General features: G+C 66.4%; 17 protein-coding genes. 9 read left to right on the top strand and 8 right to left on the bottom strand.

Annotated features, from left to right (window positions below):
• Positions 1–3: 3 nt before the first annotated feature.
• On the bottom strand, positions 4–1584 hold the full coding sequence (locus KV110_RS08025; RefSeq protein WP_246634400.1) for an FAD-binding oxidoreductase: 1581 nt from the start codon (positions 1582–1584) through the stop codon (positions 4–6).
• Between the two features lie 303 nt (positions 1585–1887).
• Between KV110_RS08025 and KV110_RS08020 the strand changes: the two genes are divergently transcribed.
• A complete protein-coding gene (locus KV110_RS08020) occupies positions 1888–2142 on the top strand; it encodes an STAS domain-containing protein (protein ID WP_218474756.1) in 255 nt (84 codons plus the stop codon).
• Positions 2139–3101, top strand: coding sequence for a sensor histidine kinase (locus tag KV110_RS08015; protein ID WP_218474755.1), 963 nt, complete (start codon positions 2139–2141; stop codon positions 3099–3101). The genes KV110_RS08020 and KV110_RS08015 overlap by 4 nt, the downstream gene beginning before the upstream one ends.
• A gap of 27 nt (positions 3102–3128) precedes the next feature.
• Here KV110_RS08015 and KV110_RS08010 read toward each other — a convergent pair whose 3' ends face one another.
• From KV110_RS08010 to KV110_RS08000, 3 genes are all read right to left on the bottom strand, one after another.
• Positions 3129–3911 (bottom strand): crotonase/enoyl-CoA hydratase family protein, encoded by a 783-nt coding sequence (locus tag KV110_RS08010; RefSeq protein ID WP_218474753.1) that lies wholly within the window; start codon positions 3909–3911, stop codon positions 3129–3131.
• Positions 3912–3998: 87 nt separating this feature from the next.
• Positions 3999–4625: a TetR/AcrR family transcriptional regulator gene (locus KV110_RS08005; protein WP_218474751.1), complete on the bottom strand. Its 627-nt coding sequence runs from the start codon at positions 4623–4625 to the stop codon at positions 3999–4001.
• Positions 4622–6367, bottom strand: coding sequence for an N-acyl-D-amino-acid deacylase family protein (locus tag KV110_RS08000; protein WP_218474749.1), 1746 nt, complete (start codon positions 6365–6367; stop codon positions 4622–4624). Before KV110_RS08000 ends, KV110_RS08005 begins: the two co-directional genes overlap by 4 nt.
• A gap of 87 nt (positions 6368–6454) precedes the next feature.
• Between KV110_RS08000 and KV110_RS07995 the strand changes: the two genes are divergently transcribed.
• The gene (locus KV110_RS07995) at positions 6455–7354 is read left to right on the top strand and encodes a class I SAM-dependent methyltransferase (RefSeq protein ID WP_218474747.1); all 900 of its coding nucleotides are present in this window, start codon (positions 6455–6457) and stop codon (positions 7352–7354) included.
• Between the two features lie 47 nt (positions 7355–7401).
• Here the strand turns inward: KV110_RS07995 and KV110_RS07990 are convergent, their stop codons facing one another.
• The gene (locus KV110_RS07990) at positions 7402–7680 is read right to left on the bottom strand and encodes a hypothetical protein (RefSeq protein ID WP_218474746.1); all 279 of its coding nucleotides are present in this window, start codon (positions 7678–7680) and stop codon (positions 7402–7404) included.
• 27 nt (positions 7681–7707) lie between these two features.
• On the opposite strand from KV110_RS07990, the gene KV110_RS07985 reads away from it, so the two are divergent.
• The 5 genes from KV110_RS07985 to KV110_RS07965 all read left to right on the top strand — a co-directional run bounded on the left by KV110_RS07985 (position 7708) and on the right by KV110_RS07965 (position 13590).
• On the top strand, positions 7708–9663 hold the full coding sequence (locus KV110_RS07985) for a primary-amine oxidase (RefSeq protein WP_218474744.1): 1956 nt from the start codon (positions 7708–7710) through the stop codon (positions 9661–9663).
• Positions 9656–11095: an APC family permease gene (locus KV110_RS07980; RefSeq protein ID WP_218474743.1), complete on the top strand. Its 1440-nt coding sequence runs from the start codon at positions 9656–9658 to the stop codon at positions 11093–11095. The genes KV110_RS07985 and KV110_RS07980 overlap by 8 nt, the downstream gene beginning before the upstream one ends.
• A gap of 111 nt (positions 11096–11206) precedes the next feature.
• Positions 11207–12610 (top strand): AIM24 family protein, encoded by a 1404-nt coding sequence (locus KV110_RS07975; RefSeq protein WP_246634399.1) that lies wholly within the window; start codon positions 11207–11209, stop codon positions 12608–12610.
• Between the two features lie 229 nt (positions 12611–12839).
• The gene (locus KV110_RS07970; RefSeq protein ID WP_246634398.1) at positions 12840–13286 is read left to right on the top strand and encodes a L,D-transpeptidase; all 447 of its coding nucleotides are present in this window, start codon (positions 12840–12842) and stop codon (positions 13284–13286) included.
• A 151-nt stretch (positions 13287–13437) separates the two neighbouring features.
• A complete protein-coding gene (locus KV110_RS07965) occupies positions 13438–13590 on the top strand; it encodes a hypothetical protein (RefSeq protein ID WP_218474741.1) in 153 nt (50 codons plus the stop codon).
• 46 nt (positions 13591–13636) lie between these two features.
• On the opposite strand, the gene KV110_RS07960 is transcribed toward KV110_RS07965, so the two are convergent.
• Together KV110_RS07960 and KV110_RS07955 are read right to left on the bottom strand one after the other, a co-directional pair.
• Entirely contained in the window at positions 13637–15046 is a 1410-nt protein-coding gene (locus tag KV110_RS07960; RefSeq protein WP_218474739.1) for a family 1 glycosylhydrolase, read from the bottom strand.
• An 86-nt stretch (positions 15047–15132) separates the two neighbouring features.
• Positions 15133–15597 (bottom strand): hypothetical protein, encoded by a 465-nt coding sequence (locus KV110_RS07955; RefSeq protein WP_218474737.1) that lies wholly within the window; start codon positions 15595–15597, stop codon positions 15133–15135.
• Positions 15598–16655: 1058 nt separating this feature from the next.
• Here KV110_RS07955 and KV110_RS07950 point away from each other — a divergent pair.
• Entirely contained in the window at positions 16656–18374 is a 1719-nt protein-coding gene (locus KV110_RS07950; RefSeq protein ID WP_218474735.1) for a cutinase family protein, read from the top strand.
• Positions 18375–18481: 107 nt separating this feature from the next.
• On the opposite strand, the gene KV110_RS07945 is transcribed toward KV110_RS07950, so the two are convergent.
• Positions 18482–18934 carry a hypothetical protein gene (locus tag KV110_RS07945; protein ID WP_218474734.1) on the bottom strand — a complete coding sequence of 151 codons (453 nt, stop codon included), beginning with the start codon at positions 18932–18934 and terminating at the stop codon, positions 18482–18484.
• Positions 18935–19218: the final 284 nt, after the last annotated feature.

Below are 19218 nucleotides of genomic sequence, written 5' to 3'. Positions count from 1 at the left end.
AGGTCACTCATTCGGGTCGATCGACAGCTGATGCCGGAAGGTGCCGAGCGGATCCCACTCCGCCTTGATCCGCTGGAGCCGCGGGTAGTTGTCGCGGTAATAGAAGGTGTGCCAGGGAATCCCCGAGGTGTTCCATCGTGGATCCCGGAGGTCGGGATCCGGGTAGTTGATGTAGCTCCCGCCGTCGACCTCGCCGGGCACCGGCACCCCGCCGGTCGCGGCATAGACGTCGCGATACATCTCGCGAGCCCACTGGGTGAATCTGTCGTCGTCCGCCGGAGCGCGCCATGCCGCGTGGATGAGCATCTTCATGAATGAGTCACGCACCGGCATGGCGGTCGCTCCGGTCGGCCGGGCATTGATCGCGCCGCCGAAAGGCAGGAATTCCAGCTGGGATTCGCCGATATAGCGCACATCGGTCAGGTACCGGTAGAACGTCCGCAGTTGCTCAGGCGTGTACGACCGCCGCAGATACGCCGCCTTTACTTTCACCCGAGGCGGCTGCGGGCCCTTGGCGTAATACACCTGCGCCACGGTGTCCGGATAGGACTTCTGCTCGAGCGGCGGCACGATCGGCGGCGGCAGGACGCCCTCGCTCACCGCCGCGACGAACTCGTCGTAACAGGACCGGGCGTCTGGCGCATCGGCATCGAGCAGGACCAGGATGTCGCAGGACCCGGCGAACGGTTTGACATGCAGCGGGGCATAGAGACCGGCGAATCGGCTGTCCTGCTGGCTGTTCCGTTCGAAAAAGGCCAAGTAATTCCCGACAAAGCGAACGAACGCCGCTTCGCTCGCGACCGGTAGCACCAACCGTGCCGTCATCATGTTCGCCGGTGGTTTCGGCAGCAATCGCGCCGGGTCCGCACCGTCGGCATCATGCGAGCGGAGCAGAAACCGGGTTACCACACCGAAATTGCCGCCGCCGCCCCCGGTATGCGCCCACCACAGATCGGCATTCGGTCCGTCCTTGGTGGCGACCACCACCGACGCCGCCCCGGCCGCGTCGACCGTCACCACCTCGACGCCGTACACATGGTCCGCGGCCAGCCCGAGCCGCCGAGACAGCGGACCGTAGCCGCCGCCGCTCAAATAGCCGCCCATGCCGACGCCCAAGCAGATTCCGGCCGGAATGGTCACGCCCCAGCCGCGCAACAGTGCCTCGTACACCGCGCCGATCTCCGCGCCCGCGGCCACGGAGTAGGCGTGGTGACGTTCGTCGAAGTACACCCCGCGCATCCGGCTCAGATCGATGATCGCCCGGGTCTGCGGGTCGTCGACGAAGCCATCGAAGCAGTGCCCACCGGAACGGGTAGCGATACGTAACCCCTCGGCGACGGCGCTCCGCACCGCGGAACGGGTCTCTTCGGCGTCGACAGGCAGATAGATCTTCGCGGGGCGGGCGACGAACCGCCGGTTGTAGCCCCTAAGAGTGAGCGGTGCGTATTCCGCGTCGCCGGGCAGGACGACCTTCGGTGCCACCTCCGCAACCGGCTCCGGTACCGCACCGGCCCGGGACCCGATGAGCATCCCGCCGGAACCCAACCCGGCCGCGCCGATGAACCTCCGCCGTGACAATGCCATCGTGCAGACCCTCTCCTTCGAGACGAGCGACAGGTAACCACCACCCGGCCCAGCCGGGACGCACGGACACATCATGGTCTACCGGCACGCGCCGGTGCGGGTCCGACACCAGCGGCCCGGATGATCGGCGCCGCCCGCCCCCGCGTATGTTGTTCACGTAATTTCCTGCCGTTGATAGGCAGAAGGAGTGATGTGACGGTGCGAGCCGAGCCAGCGACACCCGCCGACAGGAGCCACCCCACGTCTCCCGTTTCGCCGAGGTTGCGGACATTTCCGACCAACAGCCCGCCCGGTCTGCGGTGCGTGGGACAGGTCGATCTGGCGACGCACGGTAGTTGGCGGTCCGCGTTGGCCGAGCTGCCCAGTGTCCCCGACATCCATCTGGAATTGTCCGAGCTCACATTCATCGACACCCACGGCACCCTGATACTGGTGGAAGCAACGAATCAGTCGGCACAGGGACGCAGGGTCGTGCTGCACAACCCACCGGTGACGCTGGTCCGCATCCTGGACCTGTTCTGGCCGTCGCTCCCCACACTCGAGGTAGACCGCGCATGACCACCACCGCCGCCGCCGCTGGACCACCCACTGCCGACTCGGCAGACCCGTTCGTGCACCCGGCGCTGTTCTACAGCGACACCGAGGAGTATTTGGCAGGCACCGTCGGGTTCATCCGAGAAGGATTGGCCAACAACGAACCGGTCGCGGTGTCGGTCCCCGGCCCCAACCTGGAACTGATTCGCGCCGAACTCGGCTCGGATGCCGACGCGGTGCGGTTGATGGACATGACCGTCGAAGGCCGCAACCCGGGCCGGATCATTCCCGGCGTGCTGCGCGCCTTCGCCGACACCTACCCGACCGGTCGGGTGCGGATCATCGGTGAACCCATCTGGGCGGGCCGATCCGCGACGGAATACCCGGCATGCGTCCAGCACGAAGCGCTGATCAACGCCGCGTTCACCGGTCGCGAGGTCACCATCCTGTGCCCCTACGACACCGAACGCCTCGACCCGCTCGTGCTGGCCGACGCGCACGCGACGCATCCGACACTGATCGACAGCAGCGGCGAACGCCCCAGTGGCGCCTACGATCCCGACCACATCGTCGCCTCTTACAACAAGCCGCTGCCCCCGCCGCCCGCGATCGCCGACGTGATCGCCTTCGATGCCACCTCGCTCACCGATACCCGGCATCGGGCGGTCGCCTACGCCCGCCGGGCGGGCATGGCCGAGGACCACATGGTGGATCTGGAATTGGTCGTCGCCGAGACGATCACCAATTCGGTGGTGCACGGGGGCGGCAGCGGCACGCTGGCGCTCTGGACCGAGGGCAGGCAACTGCGCTGCCAGGTCCGCGACGCGGGCCACATCACCAATCCGCTCGCGGGTCGGCTACCCCCGCAACCGTTCCAATTCGGTGGCCGCGGCCTGCTTCTGGTCAACCAGCTGACCGACCTGGTCCGCATCCATACCGGCGTGCACGGCACCACCATCCAGATGGATCTCCGCCTCGCCTGATCGGGGCACCAGCGGGCCGTTCCCGCGTCACTTACCGGTGAACTGGGCCTTACGTCGCTCGACGAACGACTGAATCCCCTCCGCACCGTCGGCCGTTGCGAAAAGCTTGGTGACATCGCCGACCAAATGCTCGGCCGCCGCGGCATTTCCTTCGTCGCGGGCACGGTGCGCGGAGGCGAGGATGGTGCGCACACCCAATGGCGCCGAGTCCTCGGCGATTTCGGTGGCGAGCGTGCGCGCGGCGTCGAGCGCCGTGGCGGCATCGGGGGTGATCTGCTGAATCAGGCCGATGCGGTAGGCCTCGGCAGCGTCGAACTCGGCGCCGGTGAGCACCCAGCGCATGGCATTGCCCCAGCCGGCTTCCCGCCAGAACCGCAGGGTCGCACCGCCGAAGGGGTAGATGCCGCGCCGAACTTCCAGCTGACTGAACCGGGTACCTTCGGCGGCGATCCGGATGTCGGCGGCCAGCAGCAGCTCGATGCCCAGCGTCATGCACCAGCCCTGTGCCACCGCGATCACCGGCTTGGTCCAGCGGTAATCCAGCCGCCACGGGTCGATTCCGCCCTCGGGGTAGGTGATCGCGCCCGAAGCGAGGGCCGGCGCGACATCGACCAGGTCGAGACCCGCGGTGAAATGCTCGCCGTGGCCGAAGAGCACACCGGCGCGCAGGTCGTCGTCGTTTTCGAGCAGCGCGTAGGCGCGGGAGAGCTCGCCGAGCATCTCGAGGGTGAAGGCGTTGCGCTTCGCCGGGCGGTTGAGTCCGATGAGCAGGACATGTCCGTCGCGTTCGACGGTAACGGTGTCGGCCATGAGGTTCAGTCAACAATAGCGCTATAGATTATGCAATAGCCCATAATTCATGTGCGAGGTTCGCCGTGATCGACCAGGCAGGGTTGCTCAGGAACTCGAGTCGACTCGACCCTCCCCGGTCAGCTGCTGAAAGGCGCGGGCGACGTATTCGATTCGGGTGTCTTCCAATTCGGGCCGCGGATAGGTGGAACGGAAGATCGCCTCGCCGTCGAACATGTGCACCACCGAGGTGGCCAGCAGGCGGGCGACATCGGCCGGGACAGCGGGTGTGAGCGCGGCGATCGCGACCCGCTCGACGTCGTCGATCAGCGCCCGGGCGACCGGAGCCAACCTGGCCCGCAGTTCCGCCTCGGTGCGCGCGGCGACCAGCAGTTCGAACCAGACCGTGTTGGTTTCCTGGCGGATCTGGTTGCGGGCCCGGTGCAGAATGTGGGCCAAATCCAGTGGCCGGTCGGCGTTCTCGCGCGCCCGAATATTGTCGAACGCCCGCATATGCCTGCGGCCGACCTCTTCGGCAGCGGCCACGACCAGGTCCGTCCGCGAGTCGAAGTGCCGGAAGATGCCACCCTTGGACACCCCGGCCCGGCGGCTGATCTCGCCGAGCGAGGCGTTGTGGTAACCGACCTCGGCGATGGCCTCGATGGTGGCCTCGACGAGTTTGGCGATCGTCGCGGCGCGGCGTTGGGCTTGCGTGCGTCGCGGCTGATCGGTCACCGCGCCCGAGACCTGAGGAAACGTCCGGTGCGGTCGGCACCGAGGATCGGCGCGGGCGTGCCGTCGCCGAAGACGTACTTACCGCCGATGAAGACGGCCGAGACCGCCCCGTCATTGCGATTCACCATGCGAGACAGGTTGTCATACTGCGCGACCGGGCTTTCCGCGTAGGCGTCGAGCGCGGAGTCGAGGTGCGCCGGGTCGATGATCACCAGGTCGGCTCGGTCGCCCACCCGGAGGTGACCGGCGTCGATCCCGTACCAGTCGGCCAGTTCCCCGGTCAGCCGGTGCACCGCACGCTCCAGCGAGATGAACGGCCGCCCGGACTGCTCGGCATCGTGCACCCGGCGCAGGAATCGGAGACCGAAGTTGTAGAACGCCATATTCCGCAGATGTGCGCCCGCGTCGGAAAAGCCCAGCTGCACACCAGGATCCGCGCCCAGCTTGGTCAGGAACTTCGGCCGGTGGTTGGAGATCGTGGTGCGCCAACGCAATTTCGTGCCGTGCGCGACCACCAGATCGAGGAACGCGTCCACCGGATGCGCACCGCCGCGCTCGATACCCACCTGTCCGAAGGTCTTCCCGATCACGGAATCGTCTGGGCAGGCGACGATTTCGGCATCGAAGAAGTCGCGGTGCCAGACCCGCAGCCCGAACTTCGCGTCGTAGTCCTTGCGGAACCGCCGCCGATACGCCTCATCCTGCATCAGGGCATTGCGCTCGACCTGATCAGCGAGATGCAGTGCCGCGGCGCCCGAACCGAACTCCTCGAAGATCACCAGGTCGATGCCGTCGGCGTACACCTCGAACGGCACCGGCAGATGCTGCCAGCGGAAGTCGCCGCCGAGTGCGTTCAGCGCACGCGCGATCGGGCCCATGATGTACACCAGACCCGGGTTCGCCTTGATGTCGGCGGCCGACAACAACGTGGTCTTCAATCGTTTGCGAAAGATGCCCAAGCTGCTCAGCGTCATCGCGGCAATGCTGCGCACCGAGGCGATATCGGGTCCGGCCTGCAGCACCCGCCGCCGCCGTCGCAGAATCGCGTTGAGGCGGCGGCGTTCCCTGGCTTTGGCGTAGGTCGACGGCAGCGTGCGCGACCGGCAGGTGTCGCCGTCGAGTTTGTCGAAAAGCAGCTGCTGGGCGGACATCCCGACGAACCCGGCGTCCAGTGCCTCGGTGAGCGCCGATTCCATGGCCGCGACTTCGGCAGCGGTGGGACGGACATCCTTGCGGGTGGCGCGGTCGAGCCCGAGCTGCGCGGTCCGGATATCCGAATGTCCCAGCAGTGCGGCGATATTCGGCCCGAGCGGCAGGTTCTCCAGTGCGGCGACGTACTCGTGCGCCGAGTGCCAGGTCTTGGTTTCTTCGATGGCCTCGATGACGTGCCGGCGCGGGATCGCCTCTACCCGACCGAACAGGTCGCCCGCGTCGGTGGGGCCCACGTGCACGGTCGACAGCGAACACGAACCGAGCAGCACCGTCGTAATGCCGTGGCGTACCGACTCCGACAGCGCGGGCGTCTTCAGCACTTCGATGTCGTAGTGGGTGTGGATGTCGATCATCCCCGGGACAACCCACTTGCCCTCGGCATCGATGACGTTCGGGCAGCCTGTCTCATCGAGCGGCTCCGCCGACACGGCGGCGACACGATCCTCGCGAAGACCGATATGGCGCAGAGCGGAAGGCGAACCGGCGCCGTCGAACCAGCGGCCATCCTTGATGATCGTGTCGTAGCTCACTCCTACATTGCAACCGATCGGTCACTAACTGTCAATACCCCGCACGGCACCAGGTCAGCGGCAGGTCAAGCCGATCGAACAGCGGCCGTGCGGATTGTCACCGGCGGCCGATACCCTGAGCTGGCGGAATTCCCAGGTCACATGGAGGTCGCCGTGCAGGTCGGTCAGCCGAGCCGGACAGCGTTGTCGGTCGCGCTCGTCCGCGCCACGCATCAGTCGACCCCGTCGCCGCGGGTGTTCGACGATCCGCTGGCGGTGCGCCTGGTCGGCCTGGAGACCACCGAGTTGACCGCCTCGAGCGAGTACTGGATCCCCGAGCAAGTCCATCCGTGGATCGTCACCCGGTTCCGCTTTGCCGAGGACGCGATCGGCGCCGCCGTCGCTACCGGCACGCGGCAGGTCGTGATCCTCGGCGCGGGCTTGGAGACCTTCGCCTATCGAAACCCCTATCCGGATCTGCGGGTATTCGAGGTAGACCACCCGCGGACCCAGGAATGGAAGCGATTGCGGTTGCGCGAGGCCGATATTCGGATTCCGCCGTCGCTGACCTTCGTGCCCGCCGACTTCGAGCGCGAACCATTGGGCGTGGCGCTTGCCCGGGCAGGGTTCGACCGCGGTGCCGCGACAATCTTCGTCTGCCTCGGTGTGGTGGTGTACCTGACCGAGCAGGCCGCGTTGGACATGCTGTCCTTTACCGCCGGACTCGACGCGCCCACCCAGGTGATCGTGGACTACAACGATCTGCCCACGGCGCTGCCGCCCGACCGCCGTGCCACCCTGGCGTCCGTCATGCAGCGTGTCGCGGAGCGGGGTGAACCGTGGCAATGCTTCTTTCCGCCGGACGAACTCGCCCAGCAGCTGCGGTCGATGGGCTTCACCGAGATCGCGGATTCGGCCGTCCCGGAGTTATTGGCACGCTATGGATTCGAGCCCTCGGCCGCTAACGACCCGTTCGCCGCCCATATTCTCCATGCCGCGCGCCGATAATCCGTCAGGCGCCGAGCCACACTAATTGCACAAAACGGTCGTCGGCCTCACGGCGGCTGCCGATGGTGTAAGAGAAATGATTTGCCTTTGCGTAACTCGTCGCTCGCCACGCGGCAATCACAACCTGTCATCTTATTCCGATCGTTGTAGAAACAAGAGAGCGCGAACGCCTGCGACAATGCCGGTGCGCGCGGTGTGACGAGCGGATTCACAAGATCGACGCGCACGCCAGGCAGGAATTGCGGCACGATCGCCGCAAGGGTCGCGAAAACTATCGCCTCAGTTGTCCAGCAGTAGCTGAATTTTCGAACGCCGCTTGTTTCCAACGTCGCAGAATCAAGATGGGAGGGCTTATGCCCACACCGACACCGAAACGTGCCGATCATCCGCTCGCGTTGCCCACCGAAGAAGAGATCGACCGGATGCGCGCCATTGTCGACGAAGCCGGGTTGATCGCGCCGACGACACGATTCGTCTACGTCGGCCTCGAAGAACCGGACAAATACGCGGTAAACGACTCGACGAACGCCACGACACCGGACCGGCGCTTCCGCGTACTGCTGCACGACGTCGACCGGCCCAATGCCAGCGATCTGATCGTGTCGCTCGGCAGCAGGGCCGTGCTCGCCCAGCGCACCCTCGACGCGATCGTCGACGGCCAACTGCCCGTGCTCGACGAGGAATTCGAACTGGTCGAAGCGGTGCTGTCCACCGACCCGGACTGGTTGACCGCGCTGGCCGCCCGCGGCCTCGACGTCGCCGCGGTGCGGGTGGCTCCCCTGTCGGCGGGCGTATTCGGCTACGAGGGCGAGGAAGGCCGCCGCATCCTGCGCGGTTTGGCGTTCCATCAGCAGCACGACAAGGACCATCCATGGGCCCATCCGATCGACGGACTCGTCGCGTTCGTCGACGTCATGACGCGCGAGGTACTTCAGGTCATCGACACCGGGCCGGTCGCGGTGCCCCAGGAATCCGGCAACTTCGACGACCTCACCGTCACCGGTCCGCTGCGGACCACCCAGAAACCGATCGAGATCAGCCAACCGCAAGGACCAAGCTTCACGGTGCGCGGGAACCTGGTCGAATGGGAAAAGTGGTCGATGCGGGTGGGTTTCGACGCACGCGAAGGCCTTGTCCTGCACCAGATAGGCTTTCACGACGGCGGTCGGCTCCGGCCGATCATCCATCGCGCCTCGATCGCGGAAATGGTTGTGCCCTATGGTGATCCGTCACCGGTCCGCTCGTGGCAGAACTATTTCGACACCGGCGAGTATCTCGTCGGACGCTACGCGAACGCGCTCGAGCTCGGCTGCGACTGCGTCGGCGACATCACCTACTTCGACGCGGTCGTTGCCGACGAGGCAGGCCGTGCGCGCACCCTGCGCAACGCGATCTGTCTGCACGAAGAGGATTTCGGGGTGCTGTGGAAGCACACCGACCTGTGGACCGGGTCGCGGGAGGTCCGCCGCCAACGCCGGTTGGTGATCTCGTTCTTCACCACGGTCGGCAACTACGACTACGGCTTCTTCTGGTACCTGTACCTGGACGGAACCATCGGCTTCGAGGTCAAGGCCACCGGAATCGTCTTCACCGCCGCCTATCCCGGCGTCGATCACCCCTTCGCCACGCAGGTCGCGCCCGGCCTCGGCGCGCCGTATCACCAGCACCTGTTCAGCGCCCGGCTCGACATGATGGTCGACGGGCACCGCAACCGCGTCGAGGAGGTCGAGACCGTTCGCGTGCCGATCGGCCCGGCCAATCCGCACGGCAACGCCTTCACCCAGCAGCGGACGGTATTGACCAGCGAAGCGCAGGCCCAGCGGCTCGCGGACAACCGGGTCGGCCGCACCTGGCACATCAGCAATCCCGAGGTGCGCAACCGCCTCGGCCAGCCCGTCTGCTACGTGCTGCACCCGGAGGGCAGGCAGACGTTGCTCGCCGACGACGAGTCGCCGATCGCCAAGCGTGCCACCTTCGCCACCAAGAGCCTCTGGGTGACCCGATACGACCCGGATCAACGTTATGCCGCAGGTGATTTCGTCAACCAGCATCCCGGCGGAGCGGGTCTCCCGGCCTACGTCGCTGGCGATCGCGCGCTCGACAACGAAGACCTGGTCGTGTGGCATACCTTCGGCCTCACGCATTTTCCGCGACCGGAGGACTGGCCGATCATGCCGGTCGACTACACCGGATTCGTGCTCAAACCGGTCGGCTTCTTCGACCGCAATCCCACCCTCGATGTTCCTCGCAGCAGCTCCGGCCACTGCGACAAGTCGACAAGTTGCTGCCAAGGAGCTCCCGATGACTGAATCACCCACTGCCGGTGCACGATTACGTGGCTCGATCGGGGTGACCGGGATCGTGCTCCTCGTCATCGCGGCGGCCGCACCGCTCACCGCCGTCGCGGGTGCGCTGCCGCTGATGATCGGCCTCGGCAACGGGGCGGGCGCACCGACCGCGTACCTCGTCGCCGCGGCCGTCCTGCTCGTTTTCAGCGTCGGATACGCCGCGATGAGCGGCCACATGGACGAGGCGGGCGCCTTTTACGCCTACGTCCGCCGTAGACTCGGCACCAGCACCGGACTCGGTGCGGCGGGGCTGGCGCTGCTGACCTATACCGCCATCCAAGCCGGGATCTACGGGCTGGCGGCCTCGACCGTCGAAGAGCTCGTCGTCCACTACGGCGGACCCGACTTGCCTTGGTACATCTATGCTTTCGCGCTCTTGACGGTCGTCGGGGTGCTCGGTTATCGCAATATCGAGCTCGGTGCCAAGGTGCTCGGTGTGCTGCTCGTCGTCGAGATCGGCATCATCGTCGCGTTGTCCGCCGCGGTGCTGGTCAAGGGTGGGGCGCGCGGTATCGATGCTGTTTCTTTCACTCCGTCGGCGTTCTTCGACGGCTCACCCGGTGTGGCGTTGATGTTCGCTATCGCGTCGTTCATCGGCTTCGAAGCCACCGCGATCTACGGCGAGGAGACCCGCGACCCGCGCCGCACCATCCCGCGGGCCACCTACCTCGCGGTGCTCACCATCGGCGGGCTCTACGCGGTGGCCAGCTGGGCGATGGTGCTCGCGTTCGGCAGTGCCGATGTGGCCGCCGCGGCGGGCGCGGACCCGGAGGGATTGACCTTCACCGCGGCACGGCTCTACCTCGGCGAAACCGCCGCCGACAGCATGGCCGTCCTGCTGGTGACCAGCCTGTTCGCCGCCCTGCTCGCGCTGCACAACGTGGTCGCGCGCTACGGCTACGCGCTGGCCCGCGACGGCATCGGCCACCCGGCGCTCGGCCACATCCACCTCCGCCACGGCTCGCCGCACAAGGCCTCGCTCGCCCAAACCCTGTCCGCCGCACTGGTCGTCGGCACCTTCGCCGTCGCGGGCGCGGACCCGATCCTGCACCTGTTCACCTGGATGTCCGGCCTGGCGACCGTCGCTATCCTGCTGCTGATGCTGCTCACCAGCGTCGCCGTCATCGTCTTCTTCCGCCGCACCGGCCTGGACCGCCGCCAATGGCATACGGTGTATGCGCCAGCCCTCGGCACCGCCGGATTGTTTCTGGTGACCGTTCTTGTCATCGACAACTTCACCACTCTGGTGGGCGGCTCGACCCTCGTCGCGACAACGCTGCTGGCGATTGTCGTAGCGACGTTCGGTGCCGGTGTCGCCGTGGCGCGGGCGCGTCGAAGCACGCCGGCCACCGGTACGCTCGCCGATCCCGAACTCAGCATCGCCGACCGGTAGACGAACCATCGCACGGCGCGGGTGGTGGCGCGCTGGCCCGACTCGGGACACACTTGATGCCGTGAATCGCATGCCATTCGGCCCGATCGCCGAGTCCCCGGGTGGTCCGCAGTGACCGCCCTTGCCCGCGGCGAGAACCGGCCGGCGCCCAGCGACCGAATGACGGTGACCGTCACCTGCTCGGCCGGGGTGGACGTATCGGCGCTGCTGCTCGGTACGGACGGGCGAGTTCGGTCCGACGCCGACTTCGTCTTCTTCAACCAGCCGGTCGGGCCCGGCGTCACCTATCGGCACGGCAGCGGGCGGGCCGACATGGTGGACGTGCAAACCGGCGCGCTGCCCGCCGATGTCGACACCGTCGTGGTCACCGCCAGCCTCGACGGCAGCGGACCGCCCACCTTCGCCGCCGCCGGGACGTTGCTGACGACCATCGGATCCGACACGGGGACATTGACTTTCCCGATGGACGGACTCACCACCGAGACAGCGGTGGTGTGTGTGGAGATCTATCGCCGCGGCGGCGCTTGGAAGGTGCGCGCGGTCGGCCAGGGCTACGACAACGGGCTGGCCGGTATCGCGCAGGCGTTCGGCGTGAACATCGACGACGAACCCGCAGCGCCGCAGGCCGCCACGCACGCAGCGCCGCAGGCTGCCCCGCCGAACCCGCCTGCCGCCGCGCCGGTTCCGCGACCGAACTACCCGCCGCCAGGGGCGGTTCCGCCGCCCTATCCCCCGGCCCCCGCCTACGCACCACCCGCCGCACCACCACCTCAGCAAGGAGCACTGCCGATGCAGAGCGATCTGTTCAACCCGAGCCACGCCGAAGTCACCGGCGTCGGCATCCAGAAACAGGGCGGCAAGATGATCAAGGTCGCCGTCAATGGCGAGGTCATGGCGCGGGCCGGTTCGATGGTCGCCTACCAGGGCGATATGCAGTTCAAGGCGCTCGGCTCCGGCGGCATCGGCCGGGCGATCACGCAGCGGCTCACCGGCGAAGGCGTTCCGCTGATGAAGGTGTCCGGTCGCGGCGACCTGTTCCTCGCCGATAGTGCGGCCGACGTGCATCTCATCGATCTCGACGGCACCGATGGCCTCACCATCAACGGTTCCAACGTGCTCGCCTTCGATACCTCGCTGTCCTACAACGTCCAACGCGTACAGGGTGCGGCCGGAGTCGCCAGCAACGCCGGGCTTTTCAACTGCGTCTTCACCGGCCGCGGCCGGATCGCCATCACCACGCACGGCTCGCCGGTGGTGCTCCAGGTGGACCAGCCGACCTACGCCGACCCCCAGGCGGCGGTGGCCTGGTCATCGAGCTTGCAGACCGGGATCAAACGCAACGACTCGTTCGGTCTCGGCCGGTTGATGGGCCGCAGCACCGGCGAGGGAATGACGCTGTCGTTCTCGGGACGCGGCTTCGTCATCGTGCAGCCGTCCGAGCTGCCGCCAGGCGGGTTCATCGGCGGCACCGGCGGCGGACAGCAGTCCGGCCACAGTGGCGGATTGTTTGGCTAGACAATATTTGCGCGCCGCGATTGACCGCACGCACAACGTCCGCGATGATCTGCTGACACCTCGGGTTTCGGAAGCTCTACGGCGAGGTAGTCCTATCACCCCCTGGCATTCGGCACGCAGCGTGGCGGCAAGGCGAAGAGAGGTCAAAGATTTGATGAGCAGCAAGCGTTGTAGAAGTTGGTCTGCTAGATTCGCGGTCCTGATCGGCGTTGCGTCAGCCGGACTCGCCATGACCGCGACCGCGCAGGCCGAACCATTATGGCCCGGTGGCCCGGATATCCCCGGCGTGCCGGCGATCATTCAGCCGCCCCCGCCTGCACCGGTCCTCGCACCGTGCACCGCGGAAAAGGCACGAGCGTGCATGCGGCTGTCGACCAATGAGGCGTGGCTGATGGACGATGGCAAGACCATCTACGGTCCGACCCCGATTTCGCACGGGCGGCCGGGATACGAAAGCCATGTCGGAGTCTTCGACGTCGACTTCAAGCGCGAAGACTTCTGGAGCACGATGCACAATGCTCCGATGAAGTGGGCCGTATTCTTCGACGGTGATATCGCGACTCACATCGGACCGCTCGAAGAGCAGTCGCACGGCTGTATTCGAATGAGCCCCGAGGGTGCCGAGGAGTTCTACCGCTACCTCAACCCCGGTGACATCATCGAAGTCGTGGCGTGAGCCGATAACCCCACATTTGTGGTCGGAACGGGATGCCCCTCGCGGGCATCCCGTTTTTGTTGTGTGCCGACGTTCACATGTTTCCGTTCCGCCACAGCGGTCACTCAGCACGAACAGACCGGATGCCCCGAGTTCAACCGATAGGAGAACCATGGTTTCCCAGGACATCATCGCCCAACTCCACCAAGACATCACCACCGCGGAAGACGCGGGCGACGAGCAAACCGCCGCCCGCCTGCGCACCGAATTGGAGTCCGCGAAACAAGCTGCCCGCAATGAGGGCAACGCCGCGGAAACGGAGTAGGCGGAGTGGCCGACGCCGGGCCTACGTCGTAGAAACCGCTTCCTCGCTACGGAATGACGAGGTCGCTACACCCAGGTGTCGGATCGACGACGCCGCAGTCCGCAGGCGGCCGGGTCGGCCGGTAGTCGCCGGGGACGCCGCCCGCCGCGATGGTCGCGGTGTAGGTGGCGACGGCGTCGGTGGGCCGCCGGGTGAGCGAGGGGTCCTCCCGCACATCCACGGTGTAGAGGCCGAATCGTGGGTTGTAGCTGCCCCATTCGTAGTTGTCGGTGATGCTCCAGTAGTTGTAGCCGATGATGTTCACGCCATCCGCCTTGGCGCGCTGGAGCCAGTAGACGGTGTCGCGCAAATGGTCGCTGCGGGTATATCCGTCGGCGCGCGGCGCACCGTTCTCGGTGGGGATTCCGTTCTCTACGACGTAGACCGGCTTGCCGGGCGGGAACATATCCGCATAGCGTTTCACCGCGTAGTAGATGCCCTCGGTCCGCAACGGCAAGTTCCACATCCCCGGCGCACCGACGGCCGCGATGGACCGGACGGTGGCGGGCGGGCTGGAATTCGGCGGTTCGAAGGCGAAGTAGTAGTCGACGCCGATGTAGTCGAGCCGGTCCCGAATCTTCGCGAACAACGGGCCATTGACCTGATCATCGATACCGGCGACGTAGCCGATATTGCTCGTCACCTGAGCGTCGGGCCGCTTCTCGTGGATGTAGTCGAAGATCGCATTGTGCGCTTCGGCGACACGGTCCTCCATCGCATGCTGGTCGGTGCCGTTGTGCCGCACTTCGTGCATGATGTAGGCGACGGGCTCGTTGATGGTGACCCACAAGGGATTTCGTGCGGCGTAGCGGTCGACGACCTTGCGCATGTTGGCCAGCCAGTCCTGCACCATCTCCGGGTTGTCCCACCCGTCGCGGTCGAAGGCCCACCCCGGGTACACCCAATGATCGAGCGTCACCATCGGGCGCATGCCCGACTTGATGATCTTGGCGATGACCGCGTCGTAGAAGCGGAACCCGTCGGCGTCCCACTCCTCACGATTCCTCGGTTGCAGCCGCGCCCATTCGATGCCGATCCGGAACACCTTCGCCCCGAGCGCCTTCGCCAAGTCGATATCGGCGGCGTAGCGGTGGTAGAAGTCGATGGCGCTGCGATACCTGTCGAACTCCGGATGCCGCTCGATGTAGCGCAGCCAGTTACTGTCTGGCGCATCGTTCTCCAGCGAAGCTTGGCCGGGCGAATCCGAGTCGAGCGAACCGACATCGAGCACATCGTTGTCCGGCGCGTGGCCCTCCGACTGAAAGCCGGACGCTGCCACACCCCACAGAAACCCCGGTCCGAGCGCGGGAACACCCGCCGCGGGCTCCGGTGGAACAGCAACCGCTGTGCCGGTCACCAACAGCGCTGCCGTCGAGGCCGCGAGCGCTACCGCGGCACGCCGAGTCCATGTGCGCATAAACCGAGAACTTAACCGACTAATTGCTGAATCTGCGGCAACCCCGGTCCTGCGGCGAGTGCGGAGGTGGCACACGCCGAGCTGAGCTAGTTCGTGGACAGGCCGTGGCCGATCCGGGCGATGGTGACAGCTGGTGGCGCGCCGTAGGCTTCGTTGCTGGCACCGGCGGCTTGTTCCTCCGCCGACGCGGCGGCGTCGGCGACCGTGACGTCGTCGGGGGCGAAGGCGGCGGCTTTCGCGGCCTCGAGGGCGGTGGCGGCCGCGGCCTGGACGGTCACCGCGGTGTCGGCGGTGGCGACCGCGTAGAACGTCGCTTTGATCGCGTGGTTGGCGGCGACGTAGGCGTGCCATGCGGCGTCACGGGTGGTGTTCGACGCCGCGACGGCGCGCGCGGACCCGTGGGCGCGTGCGACATGCTCGACGGCCTTCTCCCGGTTGACCGCTCGTCGGCTCGCCGCGCTGGCGCGGCCCGCGGCGCTGCTCGCCCTGGCGTGCGCTTGCGCCATCAGCTCCCGGGTGGCGTCGGCCGCCAGCACGGCGGTCCCGTGCACCCTGCCAGGAAGCAGGGGAATGATTTTGCCTACCAACGGGGCCCGCCGATGTCGCTGCGGTGCTCCACATTGTCGACGGTCGCGCCGAACCATCCAGACCCGACGGGGGCCCGCACTTCCTCCGGCTGCCACACAGCGCCGGAATCCATTCCGGCACAGTAGATTACAATTGCGGCTCCGGCTAAAGTGGCCAGCCCTTGCACCGTACGTGTCACCGCGAACCTTCCTCGATCGTCCGTCGCGCACCGGAGAACCCCCGGCAGCAGTAGCAGCACAGAATGCGGAGGCTGCGCGCCCCTCCGAATCGTCCGAATTCGTTGCGGAGGAAACGGAAAGGCGCGCCTGCCGGTCAACCCAAAATGCCGAGGGAAACGATCCCGACAAGATTTTCCACTACCGCAAGCACGCTGTTAACCAGATCGAAGAGACCACTCAACATGACTGCTCCTGTGATACGCCATGGACAGATCGGTGCCACTTGTCGAACGAGAGCATGAGCCGGACCGCGGAAAGGCTAGCGCACCAGCCACCGCGAGGACAAAACCCCTGCGCCGTCGCGCGCCGCTCGAGGCAGCCCCTAAGGACGGGCATTGGCCCAGTTCGCAGCCCTGGCAAAACTCGTCCGTCTTTTCTTCCATCCGAACGTACTTGGGTAACGAAGACACTATCGACGCCTGCCACTGACGGTTCCCGGCATGGCCAGCGTTGGACACCCAACCGGGTTGTTCCCACCGTCTGGAGTCTTCGAAGAGGGACACCGGCATTTCAGACCTTGCGTCGGGGTTGACCTCACGAAGACTGACCGGTCGGTTCATAACCAGATGAACACGAAAGGGAGATCATGCTCGCACCGCTCCTCACCGCCGTTGTCACCGCCCTCACCTCGGGACTCGTCAGCGTCGTAACCGCGCTCCTCGGCGGCTGATTCGACACGGTCCGGGGTGGCGGCGAAGCCCACCCCGGACCGGCACCAGCCTCAGGCCACGCAGATCGATATGAAGGTGGGGACTTTGCGTCGAATGCTGTTCTCCAGAACAGGTATTCGGAGAGTAGGGACAGTGGTCGCAGGCGCGGCCCTCGCCATGAACGCCGGAGTCGGCGGCGGCGCGGCCCAGCCCGCGGCGGGCCAATCGGCACGCTGCCCAGACCTTTACGCCATCGGCGTGCCCGGCACCGGCGAATCCTCGCCGAACGCGGACCCGGCCAGCGACCGAGGCATGCTCTCGGCGATCTTCCAGCCGATGCTGGCGGCCGAGCGGAGCCGCACCGACCGCGCCTATGTCCCCTACGAAGCCGGCTTCGGTGGCGCGGTGCCAGGCGGCCAGGTCCCCTACGCGCAATCGGTGACCGGCGGCCTGCAGCAGCTGCGCACGATGGCGCACTCCGTCATCGAACGATGCGAGAACACCCGCCTGGCATTCGCCGGATACTCGCAAGGCGCGCACATCGCCTCCTTGTTGGCCCAGGAAATCGGCCGTGGCCAGTCTGCGATTCCCGCCGACCGCATCGCGGGAGTCGCGTTGCTCGCCGACCCCACCCGCTACCCCGGCGCCCCGCTGTTCCCCGGCGCCGCGGGCAAACTCGCCCCCGACCCGCCGCCAGGCACAGTGGCGGACGGTCTCGCCGAGCTGCAGGCTCAGCCCGCACCTGCCGCGGGAGGTGGGATCGGACCGTTGCGTGACCTCGCCCCCGACTTCGGCGCGCTCACCGGTCGAGTCGCGTCGTTCTGCATCGATGGCGACCTCGCCTGCGACTCCCCGGCGAACGCACCGCTGCTGCACATGATCATCAACATCGCCGGCCAGGCGCTGCTGCCGCTGGACGACCCGCTGACCGCGCTGTCCTCGATCGCCGACGCGCTGGCCGCCACCGTCAGCAAAACCGCTACCGACGTGGTCGACAAGGACCTGCACGGCCTGACCCCGGGCAGTCTCGTACTCTCGCACGAGAAGTCGCTCAGCCAGCGGCTCGCCGAAGCATCCGACCCCCGGTCACTGCTCGACGACCCGACCGGCCCGTCGGCCGTGCTGCGCGTCGCGACTATCGCACTGAACACCCTGACCAGCATTGTCGGTACCGTCCTCACTCCCGAAGATGTCTGCCAGATCGGGGCCGTCGGCGCCACGGACCCGCTCGCCGGTCTGGCGACACTGAGCGCGAAAACGTTCGCCTCGATGCCGAAACGCTCGTCCGCGCCGCGTTTCACGCAGGTCGTCACCCAGGCGTTCAATGCGATCGGGCACCTGGTCAGCGACAATCTCGAACTTGCCGACACGGACGTCTGGGGCAAATACCAGGACGCGGTGGCCCGCCACAATGCCTACGCGGTCACTGCGGTCGCCGCGGGTCGCCCCTCGGTGCACTTCATCGCCGACTGGTTCATCGAACTTTCCCGCGCCGAGCCGGTAGCAGCGAAACCCAAACCGGCCGTCGCCCAGCCGGATGTCCTGGCCGCCACCGCAGCCGACAAAATTGTCCCCGACCCGCCCCTGACCGTGCCCGAACCTCCCTCGTCCCCTCGGAAGTCGCATAAACCGAAAGATGGTGCCATCGAGGTACGCTCAGGTACCGCCGATCCGGCACCCGTCCGGATCCGCCCGGAATCCGCCGAGGCGAAGGCTGAGCGCCTCAAAACAGCGCGGCACGTAATCTGGGCGCTACTGCTGTCGGAAAGCGCGTGCCTGCTCTACACGGGGCGCCGACGGCTCGTCCGAACCGGCTGGGACACAGACTTTCTCGATACCACCGGAGTCGAGCTCCGCGGTCATCGGCGCTGAGTAGCGCCCGACTCGAAGTACGGCCGTATAGCAGCAGGCAGGTCCGATCGCTTGTTCGGCGATGTGCGGACCTGCCTGCCAGCGGGATCAATCAGTAACGCACGGAGTCAGTTCGGTCGAATGAACTCGGCTTCGCTGTCCGGTTCGCTGTCGTCCTTCCCCGGCTCGGGCCCGAGGAACATATCCAGCCACGTGGAAATCGGGATGTCAAGGGGTCCCTTGTCGGCGCCGCCATTCGGCGGCATGATGAGATCCCGCAAAGCGGAACTGAGCGCTGCTGCGACTTTTTCCTCGACGCTCTGCTTATCCTTTCCCTTACCGCCCCTGCCCTTCCCCTTGCCCTTCCCCTTATCGTCCTTACCCTTTCCACCGTTGCCCCCCTCGCCGCCATCCGAGTCGGTGGCCGAGGGTCCCGCCACTGGAACGAACTGCTGTACCAGCTCCGTCCCACCGGCCGGACCCTGCTGGGGCGTCGCATTTGCCGTGCCCGCGGCTACGGCAAGCGTCGTGGCGACAGCGAACAGCCCGGTTACCGCGGCAATCGCGGTTTTGTGAAACATAGGTAACCCCTTGTCGTCTCGAATCCGGTAAAGGTGGCCGACAACGATCCGACACGTGTCGGCACTACGGCATATTCGGATCCGCGGCGGGTCTGGATCGGAGAATTCGGCACGAATTATCGCTGCGGCCGACGGATGCCCGACATCACCGGGCGACGCCCGAAATTCTGCTGTGGAATATACGAACGATGAGGCCCGGGGGCCCCCGAGCCTCATCGGACTGTGTACAGCGATAGTGAGCCGCAGGGGCGACCACGACTCACTCTGCGGAACTGTCCCGAACT

Origin of the sequence: Nocardia iowensis, from assembly GCF_019222765.1 — a bacterium.
Lineage (GTDB): Bacteria > Actinomycetota > Actinomycetes > Mycobacteriales > Mycobacteriaceae > Nocardia > Nocardia iowensis.
This window is presented reverse-complemented; position numbering and strand designations above follow the sequence as displayed.

Excerpts from the sequence above, each read along its gene's own strand:
- KV110_RS08025 (WP_246634400.1), bottom strand. The coding sequence starts at position 1,584 with ATGGCATTGTCACGGCGGAGGTTCATCGGCGCGGCCGGGTTGGGTTCC.
- KV110_RS08015 (WP_218474755.1), top strand. The coding sequence starts at position 2,139 with ATGACCACCACCGCCGCCGCCGCTGGACCACCCACTGCCGACTCGGCA.
- KV110_RS08010 (WP_218474753.1), bottom strand. The coding sequence starts at position 3,911 with ATGGCCGACACCGTTACCGTCGAACGCGACGGACATGTCCTGCTCATC.
- KV110_RS07985 (WP_218474744.1), top strand. The coding sequence starts at position 7,708 with ATGCCCACACCGACACCGAAACGTGCCGATCATCCGCTCGCGTTGCCC.
- KV110_RS07980 (WP_218474743.1), top strand. The coding sequence starts at position 9,656 with ATGACTGAATCACCCACTGCCGGTGCACGATTACGTGGCTCGATCGGG.
- KV110_RS07970 (WP_246634398.1), top strand. The coding sequence starts at position 12,840 with ATGACCGCGACCGCGCAGGCCGAACCATTATGGCCCGGTGGCCCGGAT.
- KV110_RS07965 (WP_218474741.1), top strand. The coding sequence starts at position 13,438 with ATGGTTTCCCAGGACATCATCGCCCAACTCCACCAAGACATCACCACC.
- KV110_RS07960 (WP_218474739.1), bottom strand. The coding sequence starts at position 15,046 with ATGCGCACATGGACTCGGCGTGCCGCGGTAGCGCTCGCGGCCTCGACG.
- KV110_RS07945 (WP_218474734.1), bottom strand. The coding sequence starts at position 18,934 with ATGTTTCACAAAACCGCGATTGCCGCGGTAACCGGGCTGTTCGCTGTC.